This window comes from Streptantibioticus silvisoli (assembly GCF_027947535.2).
Lineage (GTDB): Bacteria > Actinomycetota > Actinomycetes > Streptomycetales > Streptomycetaceae > Streptantibioticus_C > Streptantibioticus_C silvisoli.
Map to the genome: position 1 here is coordinate 67436 of NZ_JAAGKO020000001.1, position 21302 is coordinate 88737.

Annotated in this window: 19 protein-coding genes; 18 read left to right on the plus strand and 1 reads right to left on the minus strand. The window is 74.8% G+C overall.

Translation table 11 applies throughout. The annotated features are described in order from the left end of the window. The first annotated feature begins 2 nt into the window (after positions 1 to 2). From POF43_RS00210 to POF43_RS00280, 15 genes are all read left to right on the plus strand, one after another. On the plus strand, positions 3 to 2111 hold the full coding sequence (locus POF43_RS00210; protein ID WP_271325718.1) for an ATP-binding protein: 2109 nt from the start codon (positions 3 to 5) through the stop codon (positions 2109 to 2111). A gap of 432 nt (positions 2112 to 2543) precedes the next feature. Continuing rightward, complete coding sequence (locus tag POF43_RS00215; protein WP_271318026.1) at positions 2544 to 4100, plus strand: phage tail sheath family protein; 1557 nt, start codon at positions 2544 to 2546, stop codon at positions 4098 to 4100. A gap of 39 nt (positions 4101 to 4139) precedes the next feature. After that, positions 4140 to 4580, plus strand: coding sequence for a phage tail protein (locus tag POF43_RS00220; RefSeq protein WP_271318025.1), 441 nt, complete (start codon positions 4140 to 4142; stop codon positions 4578 to 4580). Next, entirely contained in the window at positions 4577 to 5053 is a 477-nt protein-coding gene (locus POF43_RS00225) for a hypothetical protein (RefSeq protein WP_271318024.1), read from the plus strand. Before POF43_RS00220 ends, POF43_RS00225 begins: the two co-directional genes overlap by 4 nt. Next, on the plus strand, positions 5050 to 5208 hold the full coding sequence (locus tag POF43_RS00230) for a DUF6760 family protein (protein ID WP_271318023.1): 159 nt from the start codon (positions 5050 to 5052) through the stop codon (positions 5206 to 5208). The genes POF43_RS00225 and POF43_RS00230 overlap by 4 nt, the downstream gene beginning before the upstream one ends. 3053 nt (positions 5209 to 8261) lie before the next feature. Next, on the plus strand, positions 8262 to 8468 hold the full coding sequence (locus POF43_RS00235) for a hypothetical protein (RefSeq protein ID WP_282704346.1): 207 nt from the start codon (positions 8262 to 8264) through the stop codon (positions 8466 to 8468). 127 nt (positions 8469 to 8595) lie between these two features. Next, entirely contained in the window at positions 8596 to 9024 is a 429-nt protein-coding gene (locus tag POF43_RS00240; RefSeq protein ID WP_271315356.1) for a phage tail protein, read from the plus strand. 66 nt (positions 9025 to 9090) lie between these two features. Then, complete coding sequence (locus tag POF43_RS00245) at positions 9091 to 9813, plus strand: CIS tube protein (protein WP_271315357.1); 723 nt, start codon at positions 9091 to 9093, stop codon at positions 9811 to 9813. Further along, positions 9810 to 11633 (plus strand): VgrG-related protein, encoded by a 1824-nt coding sequence (locus tag POF43_RS00250; protein WP_282704347.1) that lies wholly within the window; start codon positions 9810 to 9812, stop codon positions 11631 to 11633. The genes POF43_RS00245 and POF43_RS00250 overlap by 4 nt, the downstream gene beginning before the upstream one ends. A 62-nt stretch (positions 11634 to 11695) precedes the next feature. Next, positions 11696 to 12007: a PAAR domain-containing protein gene (locus tag POF43_RS00255; protein WP_271323841.1), complete on the plus strand. Its 312-nt coding sequence runs from the start codon at positions 11696 to 11698 to the stop codon at positions 12005 to 12007. Continuing rightward, the gene (locus POF43_RS00260) at positions 12004 to 12429 is read left to right on the plus strand and encodes a GPW/gp25 family protein (RefSeq protein ID WP_271323840.1); all 426 of its coding nucleotides are present in this window, start codon (positions 12004 to 12006) and stop codon (positions 12427 to 12429) included. The genes POF43_RS00255 and POF43_RS00260 overlap by 4 nt, the downstream gene beginning before the upstream one ends. Next, positions 12429 to 14384, plus strand: coding sequence for a putative baseplate assembly protein (locus tag POF43_RS00265; protein WP_271323839.1), 1956 nt, complete (start codon positions 12429 to 12431; stop codon positions 14382 to 14384). The genes POF43_RS00260 and POF43_RS00265 overlap by 1 nt, the downstream gene beginning before the upstream one ends. After that, positions 14381 to 14959 carry a phage tail protein gene (locus tag POF43_RS00270; protein WP_271315362.1) on the plus strand — a complete coding sequence of 193 codons (579 nt, stop codon included), beginning with the start codon at positions 14381 to 14383 and terminating at the stop codon, positions 14957 to 14959. The genes POF43_RS00265 and POF43_RS00270 overlap by 4 nt, the downstream gene beginning before the upstream one ends. Further along, positions 14960 to 16039 carry an NADase-type glycan-binding domain-containing protein gene (locus tag POF43_RS00275; RefSeq protein WP_271323838.1) on the plus strand — a complete coding sequence of 360 codons (1080 nt, stop codon included), beginning with the start codon at positions 14960 to 14962 and terminating at the stop codon, positions 16037 to 16039. Between the two features lie 642 nt (positions 16040 to 16681). Continuing rightward, positions 16682 to 17173, plus strand: coding sequence for a hypothetical protein (locus tag POF43_RS00280; RefSeq protein ID WP_271323837.1), 492 nt, complete (start codon positions 16682 to 16684; stop codon positions 17171 to 17173). A gap of 182 nt (positions 17174 to 17355) precedes the next feature. On the opposite strand, the gene POF43_RS00285 is transcribed toward POF43_RS00280, so the two are convergent. Then, positions 17356 to 18093, minus strand: coding sequence for a class I SAM-dependent methyltransferase (locus tag POF43_RS00285; protein ID WP_271323836.1), 738 nt, complete (start codon positions 18091 to 18093; stop codon positions 17356 to 17358). A gap of 311 nt (positions 18094 to 18404) precedes the next feature. On the opposite strand from POF43_RS00285, the gene POF43_RS00290 reads away from it, so the two are divergent. From POF43_RS00290 to POF43_RS00300, 3 genes are all read left to right on the plus strand, one after another. Beyond that, entirely contained in the window at positions 18405 to 19955 is a 1551-nt protein-coding gene (locus tag POF43_RS00290; protein WP_271323835.1) for an ArnT family glycosyltransferase, read from the plus strand. Positions 19956 to 20211: 256 nt separating this feature from the next. Continuing rightward, positions 20212 to 20631, plus strand: coding sequence for a hypothetical protein (locus tag POF43_RS00295; RefSeq protein ID WP_271323834.1), 420 nt, complete (start codon positions 20212 to 20214; stop codon positions 20629 to 20631). 52 nt (positions 20632 to 20683) lie between these two features. Continuing rightward, positions 20684 to 20806: a hypothetical protein gene (locus tag POF43_RS00300; protein WP_271323833.1), complete on the plus strand. Its 123-nt coding sequence runs from the start codon at positions 20684 to 20686 to the stop codon at positions 20804 to 20806. Positions 20807 to 21302: the final 496 nt, after the last annotated feature.

Here is a 21302-nt window from a genome sequence, read left to right on the forward strand (position 1 = left end):
CCGTGGGGACCGGCGTCGTCCCCGAGGCCCCGGAGGCCGTCGCCGACGCCGTGAGGAACCGGCTCCGGGACCTCGAACGCCGGGTGGCGGAAGCGGTCCTGGCCCGCCGGGCCGTCGACCCCGACCCGGACGACCCGTACCGCGGGCAGTACCTGACGCCGGAGGCGGCCGAGCGGCTCCTGGCCTCCCCCGCCGGCCCGCACTGCCCGGCCGCGGCGCCGCCCGACCCGCCCGAGGCGCCGCCGGGGTCGGGGCTCGGCAGGATGGCGGCGGCCTTCGGTCTGTCGCCGCTGGACGTCGAACTGCTGCTGGTGGCCGTGGCCCCCGACGTCGACGCCTGCTTCGAACGGCTCTACGGCTACCTCAACGACGACCTCACCCGGCGCCGGCCCACCATCGGGCTCGCCCTGGAACTGTGCGGCCTGCCGGCGGCCGGCCCCGGGCGTTTCCGCCTCGCCGCCCGGTCCCCCCTGATCGCCCACGGGCTGCTGCACGTTCTGGACAGTGAACGGCCGCTGCTGTCAAGGGAGTTGCGGGCACCGGACCGGATCACCGCCCACCTCCTCGGTGACGACACCCTCGACGACGCCCTCGACGGCTTCGTCCATGTCCCCCTCGGTCCCCCGGACCAGCTCGACCCCGCCAGCGGGACGGCCCGCCGTATCGCCGCGGCGGTGGCGACCGGCGGGCCGGTGCACCTGGTCGACGAGGCGGGCCGGGCCGGGCAGTTGGCCGTCGACGCGCTGCGGGCCGCCGCTCTGCTCCCCCTGGTGCTGGACGCGGCGGCGCTCACCGGGGAGCCCGACCAGCCCGAGCGGCTGCGGGCGCTGGCCCGTGAGGCACGGCTGAGCGGCGGCGGTCTTGTCCTCGGCCCGCTGGAGCGGCTGTCCCCGCACCGGTCCCCCGGGAGCCGGCTGCTGCGCGAGCTGTGCGACGCCACCCGCGGCGTGCCGGTGGTCACCCACGCCGCCCACGGCTGGGACCCGGCGTGGTCGGGCGAGAGCCCGGTGGTGATGACGGTTCCCGTGCCCGGCCCCGCCCGCCGTACCGAACTGTGGACCCGCACGCTGGCCGCGGCGGCCGCCCGCCACGGCCACCCGCCCGCGCCGGCCCCGGACGGCCTCGCCGAACTGGCCGCCACCTACCGGCTGGACACCGACCAGGTCGAACGCGCGGCCACCGTCGCCGTCCGCAGCGCGGCGGCCCTGGACCGTCCGGTGACCGTCGGCGACCTGCGCGCGGCCGTGCGGGCGCAGAACGGGACCGGGCTGGCCCGGCTCGCCCGCCGGATCGAGCCCGCCGTCGGATGGCGGGACCTCGTGCTGCCGCCGTCGACCGAACGGCAACTGCGCGAGTTCGCCCTGCGCGCGAAACACCGCGACCAGGTGCTCGGCCGGTGGGGCATGCGCCCCGGCGGCGGCCGCGGCCACGGGGTGATCGCGCTGTTCGCCGGCGAGTCGGGCACCGGCAAGACCATGTCCGCCGAGGTGGTCGCCGCCGAACTCGGCATGACGCTCTATGTGGTGGACCTGTCCGGCGTCGTGGACAAGTACATCGGCGAGACGGAGAAGAACCTGGAGCGGATCTTCGTCGAGGCGTCCCGGGTGAACGGCGTCCTGCTCTTCGACGAGGCCGACGCGATCTTCGGCAGACGTTCCCAGGTCAAGGACGCCCACGACCGGCACGCCAACGTGGAGTCGGCCTACCTGCTCCAGCGCGTGGAGGCGTTCGACGGCATCGCGGTCCTCAGCACCAACCTGCGGTCCAACCTCGACGAGGCGTTCACCCGCCGGCTGGACGTCATCGCGGAGTTCCCGCTGCCGGACGCCGGGCAGCGCCGGGCGCTGTGGGACCGGTGCCTGGGCACCGCGATCCCGCGCGCCGCGGACCTCGACCTCGACCGCTGCGCCCGGCGTTTCGAACTCGCCGGCGGCTCGATCCGCGCGTGCGCGGTGACCGCCGCCTACCGCGCCGCGGAATCCGGCGGCCCGCTCGGCATGGCCCAGGTGATGGCCGCGGTCCTGGCGGAGTACCGCAAGCTCGGCCGCCTGGTCCTGGAAAGCGACTTCGGCCCCTGGCTCACCGCGGACCACTCCGCAAGCGGCGGGTGAGCCTCGCTCCGCGAGGGGCGTTCGCTCCGCGGGGGCGGGGGCGCTGGCTCCGCGAGGGCGGGTGGCGTTCACCCATGAAAGACCGCCGCCCGAGCGGCTGTTGACCTACGGACCGCGAACGACTTCTTAGCGGTGGGTCGTTGACGCCCACCCGTGAACGCCCCTTGCCCGAGCGGTCGTTGACGCCCACCCGTGAACGCCCCCTGCCCGAGCAGCCGTTGACGCCCACGCGAGCCCCCGCCCCCGTCCTCCGCCGAAGAGCCCCCGGACCGGGCCGGCCCGCGTCCCCGGAACGCGGACCGCTGCGCCGCGCCAACTGCCTCGCGGGGCAACGTCACTGCCCCACGTTGGGGCTGCCGGGACATCCCCTATCGCGGGCCGTCCCAGCAGACTCGGAGCGTCGTCCGAACGACCAGCCGAAGGAGAACCCGTATGCCTTCGTACCTCACTCCGGGTGTCTACGTGGAGGAGGTCCAGTCCGGAGCACGGCCCATCGAGGGGGTCGGCACGGCCGTCGCCGCCTTCGTCGGCTTCGCCGGGACCGGCCCATTCCATGAACCCACCCTGGTCACCAACTGGGACCAGTACGTGCAGCGCTTCGGCAGCTTCACCGAGGGCACCTACCTGGCGCACGCGGTGTACGGGTTCTTCGCCAACGGCGGCGGGTCCGCCTACGTCGTCCGGATCGGCGGTGCCGCCGGTACCGCCGGCGAGGACGGGGACGGCGGGGCCGGGGCCGCCCCGGAGCGGCCGCGGCCCGAGCCCACCGCCGTCGGGGGCTTCCTCTTCACCGCCCTGCCGGAGGCCGGCGCCGACCTGTCGGTGGAGATCGCCGACGCCGAGGGGGAGAACGTCCCGGAGGACCGCTTCAAGCTGCTGGTGCGCCAGGGCGGCCGGGTGGTCGAGACGTTCGATGTCTCGACGCGCAAGAGCGTCAAGGGCTACCTGCTCACCCAGCTGAAGGACTCCCGGTTCGTCAGGGTCACCGAGCAGCCGGGCGCCGCGCCGGGCCGTCCCGAGCGGCGGACCACCGCTCTCGCCCCGGCGCCGGCGGCCGACCCCGCGTCCGGCGCGGTGCGGCTGGACGCCGCGGAGTACGTCGGCGACCCGGCGGCGCGGACCGGGTTCGCCGGCCTTGAGGCCATCGACGAGATCACCATGGTGGCCGTTCCCGACCTGATGAGCGCCCTGCGGCGCGGCGACATCGACGCGGAGGGCGTCAAGACCGTACAGCTCGCGGTGATGTCGCACTGCGAGCAGATGGGCGACCGCGTCGCGGTGCTGGACGCCCCGCCGGACCTCACGGCCCAGCAGGTACGGACCTGGCGCGTCGAGGAGGCCGGTTTCGACTCCCGGTACGCCGCGCTGTACTACCCGTGGATCACGGTGTTCGACCCGGCGACCGGGCGCAACACCCTGGTCCCGCCCAGCGGGCACATCGCCGGCGTCTGGGCGCGCAGCGACGCCGAACGCGGGGTCCACAAGGCACCGGCCAACGAGGTCGTGCGCGGCGCGGTCGACCTGGGCATCCGGCTGAGCAAGGGCGAGCAGGACCTGCTCAACCCGATCGGGGTGAACTGCATCCGCGCCTTCCCCGGACGCGGCGTCCGCGTCTGGGGGGCCCGCACCATCTCCTCCGACCCCGCCTGGCGCTACCTCAACGTCCGCCGGCTCTTCAACTACCTGGAGGAGTCGATCCTGCTGGGCACCCAGTGGGTGGTCTTCGAGCCCAACGACGACCGCCTGTGGTCCAGCATCCGCCGCAACATCACGGCGTTCCTGACCGAGGAGTGGCGCAACGGCGCCCTGTTCGGCCGCACCGCCGCCGAGGCGTTCTACGTCAAGTGCGACCGGCAGAACAACCCGCAGGAGTCCATCGACCTGGGACGGGTGGTGTGCGAGATCGGGGTCTGTCCGGTCAAGCCCGCCGAGTTCGTCGTGTTCCGGCTGGCGCAGTTCTCCGACAGCACGAGCCTGGTAGACGAGTGACCCGCAGGGTCCGGACCACCCGGAAGGTGGCAGACAGCCGTGGCTGAAGGCGATCCGCTCTCCACACACATCTTCGGCGTGCAACTCGGCGGCTACAACGTCGAGTCGGTCAAGGAGGTCAGCAACCTCACCGTCGACCAGGACGTCGTCGAGTACAAACAGGTCACCCAGCAGGGCAAGTTGATCGTCCGCAAGCAGCCCGGCTCCCGGCTGCCCGGCGAGGTGACGATCACCCGCGGCCTCGACAAGAGCAGCGCGTTCACCAGCTGGATCAAGGAGACCATCAACAACGGCGCGGTCAACACCGCCCGGCAGAACCTCACGATCGAGATCAAGGACACCACCGGCGCCACCCTGCGGCGCATCCAGTTGTCCAACGCCTGGGCCAGCAAGTGGGAGGGCCCGTCACTGTCCGCGGGCGAGTCGGCCGCGGCGACCGAGACGGTGACCATCACGTTCGAGGAGATCACCGTCGAATGAGGCGACGCATCGGTCTGGACGAACTCATCGAGAAGGCCCCGGCGCCGCAGCAGGCGACCGCGCCCGCCCGGCAGCCGGGCCCCCGGGAGGACCGGCGTCACCTGCTGCGCACCGAGTTCGAGTTCGAACTGCCCCGCGGCTACCTCGACGACGACGGCGTGCTGCACCGGCACGGCGCCATGCGGCTGGCCACCGCGCGCGACGAGCTCATGCCGCAGATCGACCTGCGGGTCAAGGAGAACCCCGCCTACCTGAGCGTCGTGCTGCTCAGTCACGTCATCACCCGGCTCGGCGACATCACCGACGTCCACACCGGCGTGGTGGAACGGATGTACGCCACCGACGTGGCGTTCCTCCAGGACTTCTACCAGCGTGTCAACAGCGAGGGCCACACCCGTGCCGCGGTCACCTGCCCGCAGTGCGACGGCTCCTTCGAGATCGACCTCGCGGGCGGCCGCCTGGGGGAATCGTGACGTACGCGCCCGGCCGGCTGCACGAGGAGGTCGCGTACGTCGCCTATCACTTCCACTGGCGTCGGGACGACATCCTCGACCTGCCGCACGCCGAACGCCGCACCTGGGTGCGGGAGATCGCCAGGATCAACACCCGCGTCAACGAGGGCGGGTGACACGCGTGGCCAAACGGACACGTCTCGGGCGCCGGCCCGGCCCGCCGGGCACCGCAGCGGACCGCGTGCCGGACGACGGCCGGGCGGACGGGCCCGGCACCGCGTGGGACGGCGGCTGGCGGGCGGTCGCCGCGCCGGAGACCACCATCGTACGGTCGGCGGTCGGCGTCAGCGACGGGTTGCGGTTCAGGTCGCGGCTGGCCGGCTGGCAGAACCCGTCCCTGCTCGGCACCCTGGGCCACGCCGTGCTGCCCTCGGCCCCCGCCGGGCTGCTCCGCGCGGTCGCTGGCCCGCCGGCACCGACATCGGCACTGCCGTTGCCCGTGCCGCCTTCGCCGGTGGACGACCGGTCCGACCTGCCGGTCCCCACCCTGCACCGGACGGAACCGGACGGGCCCGCCAACCCCGTCGCCCCGGTGACATCCTCCGTACGGGCCGTCAGGCCCAGGCCGCTGACCTCACCGCTGACCGTGGCCCGGCGCGTGGACCCTACGCCGGTCCGCAGGGTCACGGTGATCGCGCCGAGGGGTGCGGGGGCTTCGCTCGGGGGTTCCGCGCTTGGGGGGCCTTCGGCCGGTCCGGGGTCCGCGGGGGGTGCGGGGTCCGCGGGTGCGGCGTTTACGGCGGGCGTGGCGTCCGCGGGTGCGGCGTCTGCGGCGGGTGCGAGGTCTGCGGCGGGCGTGGTGTCTGCGGGGGCAGCGTCTGCGGCGGGCGCGGCGTCTGCGGCGGGGACCGGGGCGGATGCCGGGGCTGCCGGCGCCGGGACGACGCGTCGTGCGCAGCCGCCGGCGGGCTCCGGTGCGGCGACGCCGACCGCCGGCTCCCGCACCGGGCATACCCCGGCCGGTGCCGGCGGCGCGACGCCCTTGCCGCCGCGCCCCGTGCTCGGCGCGCCGCTGACCACGCTGCCCGCGAGCGCGACACCGGTGCGGACCGCCGCCGACCCCTCGGGCACCGCACCGGGACAGGCGGCGCCCGTCGTCCAGCGCCGGTCCCACGGAACGCCGCCGCCCGTCCACCCCGTACCGCATCCTGGCGTCCGCGCACCGGCCCGGGGCACGGCGGGAGTTGCCCCGCGCGGCGACTCCACCGCCGCACGGACGACCGGGTCACGGCCCGTCGACCAGCCGTCGGCACGCACGCGCGGCGGCCTGGGTCTGCCGCTGCCCGCCCTGCCCCCGACCGCCGCGGCCCCCGGTCGCACCGCACCCCGGATCGGCCCGCTCCGCACGCAGCCCGCGCCGGCCTCCGCGCCGTCGCGGCAGGCAGATCCGTCAGCGGGTGAGCGGACGCCGACACTGCCGGGCCCGACGTCCGCCACGTCGGCGGCAGTTCGCGGGCCGTCCACCGCACCGGCCGACTCCGGACCGCCGTCCACCGCACCGTCAACTCCCGGGACGGCATCCGCTTCACCGTCAACTCCCGGACCAGCATCCGCCGCACTGCCGACTGCGGCGCCAACGTCCGCCACGGGTACGGGAATTGCGGCCGGACCGGTCACCGTTCAGCGGGTGGTGCCTTCACCGGGGCCGTCGTCCGCCGCGCCGACGGTTCCCGGGGCGGGGTCCCCCACACCGTCAGCGCCTGGGCCGACGTCCACCACCGGAACGGCAACAGCGCCCGCACCGGCCCCCGTTCAACGGGCAGCGCGTCCGCACGACCCGGCGGCGCCGCCAGCGGTGGGCGACGCTCCGGAACTGGTGCCGCTCTCCGGGTCGGCAGCCCGGCGGATTTCTCCGGTAACCACCTCGGACTCCGCCACGCAGCCGCCACCGCTCCCCACGCGGCCCCGGACCCCGGCCCCGATCACCTCCGGCCCGAACCCCGCCTCCGCGACGGCGCCTCCCCCGCAGCCCGCCACCGGTTCCACCGGCACGCCCACCTCGGTACCGGCTCCGGGAAACGGCGGCACCGTCTCCCTCCAGCGGCTCCCCGCCGGCGTAATGGAGGGCGGTGCCCCGGTCCTGCGGCGTTCCGCAACGTCGACCGGAGGCGCCGCCACCACACCGCCGGCCCTGCCCGAGCCACGGAAGGGTCCCGCACGGCCGCCCGCATCCGCAGCCGTGTCCGCCCTCGGCCCCGCACCCCGATCCGCCAGGCCGGAGCCCGACAGCCGTTCCGCCGGAGCCAGCGGCGTCGCGGCGGTGCCGGACGACGGCCCGCGCCCTGCCTCGGCCGACCGTCACTCGCCGCCCACCGGTCCGGTGCGCCGCACCCGGGCCCTGCTGGCCGCCCGGCCGCTGACGGCGCTGCCCGCCCCGAGCGGCGCGTTCGCCGCCCCCGCGACGACCGGCGACCGCGCTCCTGCCGTACCGGTCGCGCGGACCAGGTGGCTGCGCGACCGCGTCCCCCCAGCGGTCGGTCCCGCCTCCGGTGAATCCGCGAAGCCCCTGGCCACACCCCGGACCGCGCCGGGCAACGCCGCAAGCGCCGTGCCGGACGGCAGGGGGCCGGTCGTGCAGCGCGCCGGGGCCGCGGGCCATCCGCAGGGCGCGCAGCCTCCGTCCCCCGGCCGGCGGCGGCGCCTCCCACGCCCGCCCGACGGCGCGTTCGTACCACCGGGTGCCACAGCCGTACCCGGCGACCCGCACGGCGTCGCGGCCGGTCCGCGTTCCCCGACGGCGCCGCCCGCAACGTCCCCCGCCGTCGCCCGACCGCATCCATCCGCCACCTCACCCGCCATCGTCCGACCGCATCCGCCCGCGACCTCCCCCGTAGCCGTGAAGCCGCACCCGCCCGGGACGCCGGCCGCCGCGCTCTCCCCGCGACCGGTGACCGCTCCCGTGCGGCGTACCGCGACCGGCCCGCCCGCCGGCGCGGGAAGGGCGGCGTCGGCCGCCGGCGCGGCGGCTGACGCGGTGCCGCTGCCTGTGGTGCCGTCAGCCGGTGCGGCCCGGAGCGGGTCGGCACCGGGCCGGGCCGCACCGCCCGCCCCGCGAAACGCCCAGCCCGCTCCGCTCCCGCGAACCACCCGGCCCACCCCGCCCCCGCGGACCGCCGCGCCGCCGGCGCAGGCGGTGCAGCGGGCGGCCGCCGCCGCGGGAGTCACCGGCGTGCCGCTGACGGCCGTGCCCGCGCCCCGGCCCGCCGGATCACCCCAACGGGGTCCGGCCACCGCGGGCGGGGAGGCCGGAGCGGTGGCCGGCCTCGACATCGACGACCTGGCCAGGAGGCTGATCGAGCCGGTGAGCAGGCTACTGCGAACGGACCTGCGCCGGGGCAGGGAACGCGCCGGACGCCCGCACGACGGACGCCGCTGACCGGCGCGCGCGAGGCGGCGACCGCACCCGGGGCCAGGACCAGGAACAGGAACACGGCCACGGCCACGGCCACGAACGGAAACAGGGACAGGAACACGACCGGCGGCAGGGAAAGGAGACGATCGGCATGAGTTCTGACGGCATCTTCGCTACCAGCGTGTTCTTCACGCTCACCATCGGCGGCAACGATCTGGGGGAGTTCACCACCTGCTCGGGCCTCGGGGCCCAGGTCGAGGTGGAGAGTTACGCCGAGGGCGGCAACAACGGCTTCTCCTGGCAGCTGCCAGGACGCATCACCTGGTCCCACATCACGCTGACCAGGGCGGTGACCGCGGACACCGCCAAGATCGCCCGGTGGCTGGACGAGATCGTGCACCGGGTGGAGCCGAAGGACGGTGAGATCGCCGCGTTGCGGCCCGACCTGAGCCGCATCGTCAGCTGGCAGGTGCTCGGCATCGTGCCCGTCAGGTGGCAGGGACCGTCCTTCGATCCGGCCGGCTCCCAGGCGGCCGTGGAGACGCTGGAGATCGCCCACGCCGGTCTGCGCCCGTCCTGACCTGCGACCGGGCCCGCCGCGGCGGGCCCTTCGGACCACCCACTCCGGACGGAAAGGAGTAACCCGTTGTCGTCAGCGGTTCCCGCGAACCACGCCCGTGCCCAACTGACCATCATGGAACCCCCGGCGGAGGTCGGCGCCCGGCCCGGCGGGACCATCGCCCGGCTGTCCCTCCAGTTCAACCCCGGCACGCTCACGTTGCGCAAGAGCACCGAGTACCGGCGCAGCCCGTCGCGGATGGCCGGCGAGTCCGCGCTGCCGGAGTTCGTCGGCAGCGGCCCCCGGTCGCTCTCCCTGGAGGTGTTCCTCGACGCCACGGCCACCCACGACGACTCCGTGCAGAAGGCCGTCGAGCAGCTGATGGACTGCTGCGTGCCGACGCCGGCCAGCCTGGCCAGGAAGACCCCGGCCAGCCCCTGGATGCGGCTGGACTGGGGGGTGTCGACGACCACGTCGTTCGACGGGGTGCTGTCCGACCTGTCCGTGTCGTACTCCCTGTTCGACGTGGACGGCAAACCGCTGCGCGCGACCTGTGCGATAGGGATCGAGGAGGCGAGTGTCGACCCGCCCGGCCAGAACCCGACGTCCGGCTCGGTGGACGCCCGCAGCAGCCACCGGGTGGTCGCCGGCGACAACCTGCCGCTGCTGGCCTGGCAGGAGTACGGCGACCCCACGGCCTGGCGGGCGATCGCCGAGGCCAATGGGATCGACGACCCCATGGTCCTGCCGCCCGGCACCGAGCTGATCGTGCCCGCCCCCGAGCAGTCGACGCGAGGGGGACAGCGGTGACCACGCCGGAAGCACGGGGAGGGCGGGCCTTCGCAGCCGACCCGGTCGTCGAGGCGCCGGGACCGCTGCCGACCGCGTGGGCGAACCAACTCGTGGGCTGCGACGTCGATTCGAGCGTCGGGCTGCCCGACACCGCCGTGCTCACCTACCGCGATCCGTACCACGGGATGCTGGCGGCCACCGGCATCACCATCGGCACCCGCCTGACGGTCTCCGTGGTCACCGTCCAGGGCAACACCCGCGTCCAGCTGTTCACCGGCGAGGTGACCGCGCTGGAGCTGGACATGGACGGCACCGGGTCGTTCACCGTCGTACGGGCGTCGGCCCGCACCCACCGGCTGACGCGCGGGCGCAAGGTCGCCGCGTTCCGCAACATGACCACCGGCGACATCGTCCGCAAGGTCGCGGCGGGCGCCGGGCTGGCGTGCGGCCGCGTCGACTCCTTCCCCGTCGTCCACCAGCAGCTGTCCCAGGCCAACGTCTCGGACTGGGAGTTCCTCCAGTACCTGGCGCGCGAGTGCGGGGCCCAGCTGCGGTGCGACGACGAGGGCCTGCTGGAGTTCACCGCCCCGCAGCCGGCCTCCTCCGCCCCCGACCCCGCGACACCGGCGCCGCAGAACCCGCTGGTGCTGGAGTACGGCCGCAACCTGCTGGAGCTGCGCGGGGTGCTGACCGGCGCCGACGGCGCGGGCACCGTCGAGGCGCGGGGCTGGGACGTCGCCACCAAGCGGCCGCTGACCGCCAGCGCGCCGGCGGTGCGCAGCACCACCGCGCTGCCGGGGCTGGCCCCCTCGACCGCCGCCGCCGCGTTCGGTGCCGCCGCCCGGCTGACCGTCACCGACTCCCCCTACCGCACGCAGGCCGAGACGACCGCCGTCGCCGGGGCGGTGGCCGCCGGGGTGGCCGCCGGGTTCGCCGAGCTGGAGGCGGTCGCCGAGGGCAACCCGCACCTGCGCGCCGGCGTCCCCGCCGCCCTGGGCAACGTGGGCCCGGCGTTCTCCGGCCGCTACACCGTCACCTCGGTGCGCCACGTCGTCGAACCGCACCGCGGCTACCGCACGACCGTCACCGTCAGCGCCTCCCCCGACAGGTCCCTGACCGGGCTGGTCACCGGAGCCAACGCGGCGGCCCGCGGCGCCCGGATGCCGGGGCTGGCCGTCGGCGTCGTCACCGACATCCGCGAGCCGGGCGGCGCCGACCGCGGCTGGGTGCGGCTGAGGTTCCCCTGGCTGGACGACGACTACGTCTCGGACTGGGCGCGGACCGTCCAGTGGGGAGGCACGAAGGGCGGCGGGGTCTTCGGCCCCGAGGTCAACGACGAGGTGCTCGTCGGGTTCGAGCAGGGCAGCCTGGACAGCCCCTACGTGCTCGGCGGCCTCTACAACGGCGTCGACCACCCCTCGGCCCACGACGTCCGGCTGGTCGGCGACGGCGGTACGGCCAACCGCCGTTCGCTGGTGTGCCGTTCGGGTCACCGGCTGGAACTGCTGGAGGACTCCGGCCCCGGCCGCGCCGGGGTGCGGCTGGCCAGCGGCGACGGCCGGCTGGAGGTGCGGCTCGACCACGGTGGCGGGGCGATCTCGCTGACCGTCCTCGACGCGGCCGGCGGCCAGGTCGGCGCCGTCCAGCTCTCCCGGTCCGGCATCACCCTGGACGCGGGCACCGGCACGGTGCGCCTGAAGGGCACGAAGGTCGAACTCGACGCCGCGGTCGGCACGGTGAGCGTGAACGCAGGCACGGTGACCCTGGACGGCGGCGTGCTGAACCTGCGCGGGAAGACATCGGTCGGCCTGCAGGCGCCCGTGGTGCGTATCAACTGACCGGCGACCCACCGCCCCGGCCACCGCCGGCGGCGCCGACGACCCCGGAACGGAGACGAGTGATGCCCCCGGCAGCCAGGACGGGCGACCCCACCGACCACGGCGGCGTGATCACGCTGCCGCCGCCGGGATTCCCCGCCGTCGAGACGGTCCTCATCGGCGGCAGGCCGGCGGCCGTCGTCGGCAGCCTGCACGTCTGTCCCGTCCACGAGCTGGAACTCGGCCCGCTCGACGTCGTACTGCCCGCGCTGTCCGCGGCGACCGGCGTGGTGCTGATCGGCGGTGTGCCGGCCGCCCGGATGGGTGACCAGACCGCCTGCGGTGCCGAGATCCTGGCCGGCGCGATGAACGTCCTGATCGGAGGAGTCCTGTGAGCAGCGGTTTCATCGGCCGGGGCTGGGCGTTCCCGCTCAGGGTGAGCGCCACCGGCGGCATGGGCATGGTCGACAAGGACCGGGAGATCGCGGAGGCCATCCGGCTCGTCCTGGGCACGGCTCCCGGCGAGCGGCCGATGCGGCCGGAGTTCGGCTGCGGCATCCACGACTACGTCTTCGCACCGGGCGACGTCGCCACCGCCGGCCGCATGGCCCGCGAGGTGCGTATCGCGCTGGAGCGGTGGGAGCCGCGCATCGACGTCGACGACGTGGCCGTCGCCTTCGACAGCGTCGACGACGGCACGCTCTACATCGACGTGCACTACACCGTGCGGTCCACCGACGACCGCCGCAACCTGGTCTTCCCCTTCTACACCATCCCCTCCGCCGGGGAGACCACCGCCGACGGAGGATCCCGCTGATGGCACTGCCCTCCCCGAACCTGGACGACCGCCGGTTCCAGCAACTCGTCGATGAGGCCAAGCGCTACGTCCAGCAGCAGGCACCGGAGTGGACCGACCACAACGTCTCCGACCCCGGCGTCACCCTGATCGAGACGTTCGCCCACATGGTCGACCAGTTGCTCTACCGCCTCAACCGGGTGCCGGACAAGAACTACACCGCGTTCCTCGACCTGCTGGGCATCACGCTGTTCCCACCCGCGGCGGCCACCGCCGAGGTCGACTTCTGGCTGTCGGCCGCCCAGCCGGAGACCGTGTCGCTGCGCGCCGGCACCGAGGTGTCCACGGTCCGCAGCGAGACCGAGGAGGCGGTGGTCTTCGCCACCGTGGAGGACCTCGCCGTGGTGCCGTCCCGGCTCGACAGGGTGGTCACCGCTCCGGCGGGCGGCGCGCAGCAGGACCGGACCACCCGGATCGGCGAGGGCTCGGACGTCCGCTGCTTCCAGGCGCGGCCGGCGGTGAACGACGCCGTGCTGTTCGGCCTGTCCGCCGCGGTCCCGCGGTGCATCCTCGTCGTCCGGCTCGACAGCCGCGTCGAGGGCGTCGGCGTGGACCCGCGGCAGCCGCCGCTGGTGTGGGAGGTGTGGGACGGCGGAGGGTGGACCGCCTGCGAGACCGGCAGCGACAGCACCGGCGGGCTCAACCGGCCCGGCGAGGTCGTGGTGTTCGTCCCGCCCGGCCACACCCTGTCGGTCAACAGCGGCCACCAGGCCGGCTGGTTGCGCTGCCGGGTCACCGCACCGGAAGCGGGCCAGCCCTTCTACGCGCAGTCGCCCACCATCAGCCGCGCCGAGGTGCTCACCGTCGGCGGCACCACGACCGTCGCGCACGCCGAGACCGTGACCGACACCCTGCTGGGCACCTCCGACGGGGTCGCCGGACAGCGCTTCCGGCTGCCGCGGGCCCCGGTACTGCTCGACGGAGAGCCGCCCGAGGTGGAGGTCTCGGCCGGCGACGGCTGGCAGCGGTGGACCGTCGTGGACCACTTCGGCGGCTCGTCGCCCGCCGACCGGCACGTGGTGATCGACGCCACCGCCGGTGAGTTCCTCCTGCCGCCCGCGGTCCGCGAGCCCGACGGTTCGCTGCGCCGCCTGGGGGCCGTCCCGCCGCAGGGCGCGGTGCTGCGGGTGCCGCGCTACCGCACCGGAGGCGGCACCGGGGGCAACATCGCCCGCAACGCCATCTCGGTACTGCGCAGTTCCGTTCCCTACGTGGCCCGGGTCGACAACCGCGAGGCGGCGGGGGGAGGCGTCGACGGGGAGACGGTGGAGAACGCGAAACTGCGCGCCCCGAATCTGCTGCGCATGCAGGAACGGGCCGTCACGGCCGACGACTTCGAGTTCATCGCCGCCCGGGCCGCGCCCTCCGTGGCCCGGGTCAAGTGCCTGCCGGCGACCGGGGAGGCGGCCGGCGGCGTGCGGGTCCTGGTCGTCCCGGACGCGGTGGCCGACGAGGGCGACCAGCTGCGCTTCGAGCAACTCATCCCCGCGGAGCGGACGTTGGAGCTCATCTGCTCGGCCCTCGACGAGCGGCGCCTGGTCGGCACCCGGCTCGTCGTCCATCCGGCCGAGTACCTCGGTGTCACGGTCGTCGCCCGGCTCCAGGTGCTCGGGTCCGAGGACGTCGACGACACCAGGCAGCGCGCGCTGGCGGCCCTGTACCGCTACCTCAACCCGCTGCGCGGCGGCCCCGACGGCGGCGGGTGGCCCTTCGGCCGGCCGGTGCAGTACGGGGAGGTGTTCGCCGTGCTCCAGCGGGCCGCCGGCACGGCGGTGGTGGAGGAACTGCTGCTGTTCCCCGCCAACCCGGACTCGGGGGTGCGCGGCAACCCCGCCGAGCGGATCGCCGTCGCGCCCGACGCCCTCATCTTCTCCCACCGGCACCACGTGGCGGTCACCGTGCGCGGTGCCGGGTGAGCAGGCAGGCGGTGCCGGGACTGCCCACCCGGCACCCGATCGGCTCGCTGCTGCCGGCGCTCTACGCGGACGACGACCTGGCCCAGCGCCTCACCGCGGGCCTCGACACGGTCCTCGCCCCGGTCTTCGCCACCCTCGACAGCCTGCCCGCCTACTTCGACCCCCGGCTCGCGCCCGCCGACTTCGTCGACTGGCTGGCCGCCTGGGTGGGCATGGACACCGCGCCCCGCGGACCGGACGACCTGCGGCGGGCCACCGTGCTGCGCGCGCTGGAGCTGTACCGGTGGCGGGGCACCCGGCGCGGCATCGCGGACCGGCTGCGGCTGACCCTCGGCGTCGGCGTGCGGATCACCGACTGCGGCGGGGCGTCGTGGTCGGCCTCCTCCCGGGCCCCGCTCGCCCCCGCGCCGTCCCGCGAACTGCTCGTGCGCGTCTGGCCGGACCGGGTCGCCGCCGTCGACGAGGCGGCGGTACGAACCGTTGTCGCGGCCTCGTGCCCGGTCCACCTCGGCTGGCGCGTCGAGGTCCTCACCGGCCCGCCCACGGTGGACGCCGGCCCAGAAGGGAGTCGATAAGTGCGTACGTGTTCCGAATGCGGAGCGGACAACACCGAGGGGGACGACTTCTGCGGTAACTGCGGGGCCTACCTCGGCTGGAGCGCCCCGGCTCCCGCCGCCTCCGCCGGCGACGTCCCCCCGGGCACCGTTCCACCGGGCACCGGCTCCCCCGGTGCCACGGCCCCCGGCGCTCCGGAGGGCGGCGTGCCCGCGGCCGACGCGGCTCCGCCGGGAACGGCCGCGGCGGCGGGAGCCGATGACGGCGCGCGGCAGGCCGATCCCGACCTGGTGGCCGTGCGCCCCGCCAGACCCGCCACCCGCCGTCCCGTGGTACGCCCCTTCACCCCCGAGACCGCCCAGAACGGTCCGCCCTGCCCGCGGTGCGGCACGCCCAACGAGTCCGGGCGCCGCTTCTGCCGGCGGTGCGCCGCGCCGCTGGCCGGGACGGCGGTGGCCGCCCCGCTGCCGTGGTGGCGCTCCCGCCGGCGCTCCCGGCGCCGGGTCAGGGCCGGGGGCTCCGGGGACCTGGTCCGCCGCCTCGTGATGCTCCTGCTGCTCGTGGCCCTCGTGTTCGGCGGCATCCGGCTCTTCCCGGCCGCCCGCGCCTTCCACCAGAAGACACGGGACAAGCTCGGTGGCGTGTCGGTCGTCGCCCCGGACTCGGTCACGGCCAGCGCCAGCCTCCCCGGGCACCCCGCGGCCGACACCGTCGACGGCAAGTCCAACCGCTACTGGGCCGCACCCGCCCTGGGCGCCTCGGTGACCTTCCGGTTCCACACCCCGTTCCGCCTCATCGGCATCCTGATCACCACCGGTGCGTCACCCGACCCCGCGGCCTTCCGGAGCCAGGCCCGCGCCACCGTGCTGGACCTCCTGGTCGACGAGGCGAACGGGACACCGCACGAGCAGACGCTGCGGCTGAACGACGCCCCGGGCTCGCAACAGGTGCGGACCGGGATCAGCGACGTCGTCGAGGTCCGCCTCACCGTCCGCGAGGCGGCCGGCACCGGCCCCGGCCGCCACATCGCCCTGGGAGAGGTCGAGTTCCGCGAACGCGCGGCCCACGGAGCCGGCGCGACGGGACCGACGCCGGGGTGAGGTGGCCGGTCGGCGGACGGGGACGGCTCCGCCGCGGTGAAGTGGCCGAGGCGCCCCGTGAGGTGACCTGCCGGTCGGCGAACGGGGACGGCTCCGCCGGGGTGAAGCGAGGCGCCCCGTGAGGTGGCCTGCCGGTCGGCGGACGCGGACGCCTCCGCCGGGGTGAAGCGAGGCGCCCGGTGAAGTGGCCGAGGCGCCCGGTGACGTGCTCCGGTCGGCCCGCTGACGCGGCGCGCGGGGCCGGCGCCGCCGGGGCGAGGTCGCCGGAGCGGTGGCCTGCCCGCGCCGGGCCACGGACGACCGGAGAAGCGACGCTTCCGTCATGCGAGCGCAGGCGTCCCGCCCCTGGACTCGCGAAACACGGACGCCGAAACGCCAACCCCCGAAACACGGGACGCGAAACGCGAAACGCAGAACACGAATCACGAATCAGGAATCACGAATCAAAAAGGGACCGCATCGAACGTTTTCGCTTTTCGATTCCTCCGGGCATTTTTAGCAACGGTATTCCGAGAATATAATACGAAGACTTTCCACGTCATTTTTTCCTTGCGTGTCGCCACTTCGCTGCGCAATGCTGGACGAGTGGGGAACGGAAGTCCTCATGCTTTCGCGCCTGTATTGCCGCACGAGGAGTGGAATATGCTGAACAGCTTCAAGGTCCGGGTTGGTGCGCTGGTGGCAGGGGGTGTCATGGTGTCGGGGGCCCTGCTGGGAATGGCGTCGGGCGCTCTCGCCGCCGCACCCGGAACGGCGCCCGGTAATACCGTCGCCGGTTACGCGAAGGCGATGCCGAACAGCGACACGATTATCCGCCCCCGGGCGACGATCTGCAAGAACCAGGCGTGGACGTCCGGGAACGGCCGGGCAATCCTGCGGATGCAGTCCGACGGGAACTTCGTGCTGTACAAGGACAACCGCCCCGTCTGGCAGGCCCCGAACTCCTGGAGCCGCGGGAATTGCGCCGTCTTCCAGGAGGACGGCAACTTCGTGGTGTACGACAGCGCCGGCGGAGCGGTGTGGGCGGCCGGCACGTATCACGAGGGTGCGTACCTCGCCGTGCAGGACGACGGAAACGTCGTCGTGTACAACAGCTCCCGCCGTCCGGTCTGGGCCACCAACACCGGCGACTGACCCGGTACGCCGGGCCGTGGCGGCCCGCCGGCACCCCGGCGGGCCGCCACGCCGTCCAGCGGTCGGCGGCGGACCGGCCCCGCCGCCGACCCCACCGCCCCCACCGCCGACCGCGGCGGACCACACCGCGCGGAGCACTGCGGGGCGGAGCACTGAGGGACGGACCAACGAGGGGCGGGGTACTACCGCTCGTCGCGCCGGCGCGCGAGATGCACCGTGATGTCGGCGGTGATCGCGACCGTCGCAGGCAGGACCCGCGCGATCCGGCGGAATACCTGCTCCCGCTCCGGGGCCGGCAGGACGAGGTAGGCCGAGACGGTCGAGAGGTGGCCGACGTAGTCGGGGGCGCTCATCGTCAAGCGGCGCTCGATCACCGACTGCTGAACGTCGGTGAACCACTCGGACCGCCGAAGTTCCGTACCCGGCCACTGCATGGCGTGCCCCGCGGGGGTGCCGTCCGGTGACGGGATCTCATCGCTCGCCAGGAACGGCGCCCGGGCCCCGCGAACGGCCTCCTCCACCGCCGGGTCGGCCAGCCGGAACGGCCCGCCGCACGAGGCGAACACACCGCCCGGCTCCAGCAGCGCCGCCACCCGTGACCAGCGGCCCTCCGGGTTCGTCCAGTGCAGCGCCGCCGCCGCGTAGACCAACCCGTACCTCTCCTCCGGTCGTACGTCCTCGAACGCGGCTCGTACCGTCCTGACGTCCGCCGGCACGTGCTTGCGCAGCTCGGCGAGCATGGCCCCGTCGGGCTCGGTCGCGGTGACCGCGATCCCCCGCCGGGCGAACAGGCGGGTCGCCTTGCCCGTGCCGGCGCCGATCTCCAGGGCGGTCCGCACCGGCCGGCCCGCGTAGGCCGTCACCCGGTCGACCAGCTCCCCGGGATACCCCGGCCGGAACCGTTCGTAGGCTTCCGCCATCACTCCGAAACTCAGCGCGCGACCGGACATGGCAAGCATCCTGGCACGAACCGCGGCGCCGGTGCTCGCCGTCCACCACCGCGAAGCGCCGCCCGCGCCGCCCGCGGAACACCGCCCGCGCCCCCGCGAAGTACACCCCGCGCACCCCCGCGAAACACCCCCGTGAAACACCGTCCACCACGCACCGGTCGGAAAGCGCTTCACCGCGCGTGGACCGGGTGCGTAAGGTACGAGCGGCCCGCGAGCCGTGCGCGCCGGGCGCCCCGGCCGGGCCGACGACGCGGCCGAGGGGCCGAGGACCGGGGGCGGGGATGACGGACGCGGTGGACGCGGTGGACGCGGGGCGGGCGGAAGGGGCCGGGGAGGCCGACGGGCGGATCGCCGCGCCGGACCGGCGGGTGTTCGCCGTCGCGGGGGTGGTCTTCGCCGTGCTGATGGCGTTGTCGTCGCGTTACGGCTTCCACCGCGACGAGCTGTACTTCCTGGACTGCGCCCGGCACCTGCGGGCGAGTTACGTCGACCAGCCGGCGCTGGCTCCGCTGCTGGCCCGGGTCTCGCTGTCGCTGTTCGGGGTCTCGGCGGCGGGCCTGCGACTGTGGCCCGCGCTGGCCAGCGCGGGCACGGTGATCGTGGGCGGGCTGACCGCGCGGGAGTTCGGCGGCGCACGGCGGGCGCAGCTGCTCGCGGCGGTCGCGACCGGCACCATGCCGGTGCTGCTGGGCAGCGGGCACATCGCCAACACGACGTCGTACGAAGTGCTGGCGTGGGCGGCGATCGCGCTCGTGGTCGCGCGGATCGGCCGCACCGGCGACACGCGGTGGTGGCTCGCCGTGGGCGCGCTGGTCGGCGTCGGCTCGGAGTTCAACCACCTCGCGGCGATCTTCGGAACCGTCCTGCTGGCCACCGCGCTGCTGGGCCCGGCCCGCCGGACCACGGCCGACCGCCGGCTGCTCGCGGGCGCCGCGATCGCCGTGCTGCTGGTGCTGCCCGACCTGTGGTGGCAGGCGCGGCACGGGTGGGCGATGGTGGCGATGACGCGGGCGCTCAACGGGGAGCACGGCGGCGCGATCAACATCATCACCTGGATCGTGGGGCAGCTCGGCATGTCCTGCCTGGCGATGACGGTGCTGTGGGTGGCGGGCCTGCGGTTCCTGTGGCGGTCCGGCCGGCCGCTGTGGCGGTGCCTGGTGACCTCGTACGCGGTGCTGTTCGTGCTGTTCGCCGTGACGACCGGGGCGCAGGTGTACTACCTGGGCGGGCTGTACGTGTGCCTGCTGGCGGCCGGGGCGGTGGGGCTCGACGGGTGGCTGCACTCCCGCCCGGGCCGGCTGCGCGGCCTGCTGACGGCAACCGCGATCTCGGCCGCCGTGTCCGCCGTGGTCGTGCTGCCGGTGCTGCCGCCCTCCGACGTGGCGTGGACGTACGGCACCAGCGCGATATCCGGCGAGACCCTGGGCTGGCCCCAACTGGTGGGCACTGTACGGCAGGTGTGGACCGGGCTCCCGGCCGGGCAGCGGGCGGACGCGGTGATCTTCGCGGCGGACTACAGCGAGGCCGGCGCGGTCGACGAACTGGGCCGCGGCGCCGGGCTGCCCACCGCCGCGGGCGCCCAGAACACCGACTGGTGGTGGGGCCCGGGCAACCCGCACGCGACGACCGTGGTGGCCATCGCCCCCGGCCCCGACTACGCCCCCGGGTACGCCGCCCAACTGCGCCGGGACTTCCGGCACGTCCGGGTGGCCGCCACGCTCTCCAACCCCGACGGCGTGCACAACATCGAATGGGGCGGCCACGTCTACGTCTGCACCGGTCCCCGCCACCCCTGGGGCACGATGTGGCCCGAGCTGCGCGACTACTCGTGACGGCCGCCCGCGACGACGCGTGACGCTCCCGCCCCGCGAGACCGGGCAACCCCGCGGGGCTCAGCCGCCGAGGGCGCCGGTCGGCTCCGCGGCGTCCACCGCTTCCGCGGCTTTCCCGGAATCCGGCGCGTCGGCCACGTCGCCGGAACCCGCAGCGCCGGCACCGTCCACCGCTTCCACCACGTCAACGGAATCCGGCGCGTCCACCGCTGGCCGGCCTGCGCGTCCCGACCGCGGGCACCACGCCGTTGACGGGGTGGACCTGGCCGAGCTGGACCGGCCCACCTTCCGCAAGCAGATCGGCTACGTCGACAAGAACGCCCACCTGTTCGGCGGCTCGATCCGGGAGAACATCATGTTCGGCGCCGACTCCGGGGCGGAGAAGGCCGAACTCATCGACGCGGTCCGGTTCGCCCGCGTCCACGCGACCGGCTCTTCCTCGGCCCGCGCTTCAACGGCGCCGTGGTCGGCCGTCCGCTGGCCCGGGCGGTGCTGGACGACATGGCCGCCCGCCTGCTGTCCGGCGCGGCCGGGCAACGGGTACGACCCCGCGCCGTCCGGACCCCCGCCCGGGCGCCATCACCCCACACCACCTGGAGCGGCCGTGTCCGACAACGAGCTGAACCACGTCCTGGCCGCCGCCGAGGTCTTCGGGCGCGAGGCCACGGCCCCGTGACGACTTCTTCTCCCTCGGCGGGGGCTCCATCACCGCCGTCGAACCGGCGGCAGTGCTGGAGGAACGCCTCGACATCGACGTCGACAGCGGTCTCCTCCTGACCGCCCACGACTTCGCAGCGCTGGCCGCCCAACTGGCCGCCGCCCGGGGCCCGGTGGCCGGCGCGGGACGGTGAGCCACCCGACACCGGTCCGCCGGCCCGCACCCGACGTCGGCATCGGCATCGGCGGCGGCGGCATGGGCTTCGGAGGCGACTTCGGCTTCGGAGGCGACTTCGGCTTCGGCTTCGGCGGCGCAACGGCATCGGAGCGGGCGCGGCGTCCCGGCCCGACCTCGGCCCGCCGATGCGCCAACCCGCCCGCCTCGTTGGCCCGTTGAGCCGCCGATCCGCACAAGGCCGGACGCGCCCCGCACCACCCCGTCCCCGCTCGCACAGTCCCGGACGCGCCCCGGAGCACCACGCGCCCACCCCGCACAGTCCGCCCCGACCCACCCGGTCCCGTACCCGTCCCCACCTGGCCGGACCCGGGAGCGGTCGGCCGGTCAACCCGGGGTGCGGGAGACCGCCTTACTTACCGCCGCACGCTTATTGACGCTGTATACCCGCGATGATTCACTTCGTGCCTGAGAGCGCTCTCTTGCGGTTGGGGACCAGCCGTGGTCCCACCATC

Coding starts and splice junctions, on each gene's coding strand:
- POF43_RS00215 (WP_271318026.1), top strand. CDS start 2,544: ATGCCTTCGTACCTCACTCCGGGTGTCTACGTGGAGGAGGTCCAGTCC.
- POF43_RS00225 (WP_271318024.1), top strand. CDS start 4,577: ATGAGGCGACGCATCGGTCTGGACGAACTCATCGAGAAGGCCCCGGCG.
- POF43_RS00240 (WP_271315356.1), top strand. CDS start 8,596: ATGAGTTCTGACGGCATCTTCGCTACCAGCGTGTTCTTCACGCTCACC.
- POF43_RS00255 (WP_271323841.1), top strand. CDS start 11,696: ATGCCCCCGGCAGCCAGGACGGGCGACCCCACCGACCACGGCGGCGTG.
- POF43_RS00265 (WP_271323839.1), top strand. CDS start 12,429: ATGGCACTGCCCTCCCCGAACCTGGACGACCGCCGGTTCCAGCAACTC.
- POF43_RS00280 (WP_271323837.1), top strand. CDS start 16,682: ATGCTGAACAGCTTCAAGGTCCGGGTTGGTGCGCTGGTGGCAGGGGGT.
- POF43_RS00285 (WP_271323836.1), bottom strand. CDS start 18,093: ATGGCGGAAGCCTACGAACGGTTCCGGCCGGGGTATCCCGGGGAGCTG.
- POF43_RS00290 (WP_271323835.1), top strand. CDS start 18,405: ATGACGGACGCGGTGGACGCGGTGGACGCGGGGCGGGCGGAAGGGGCC.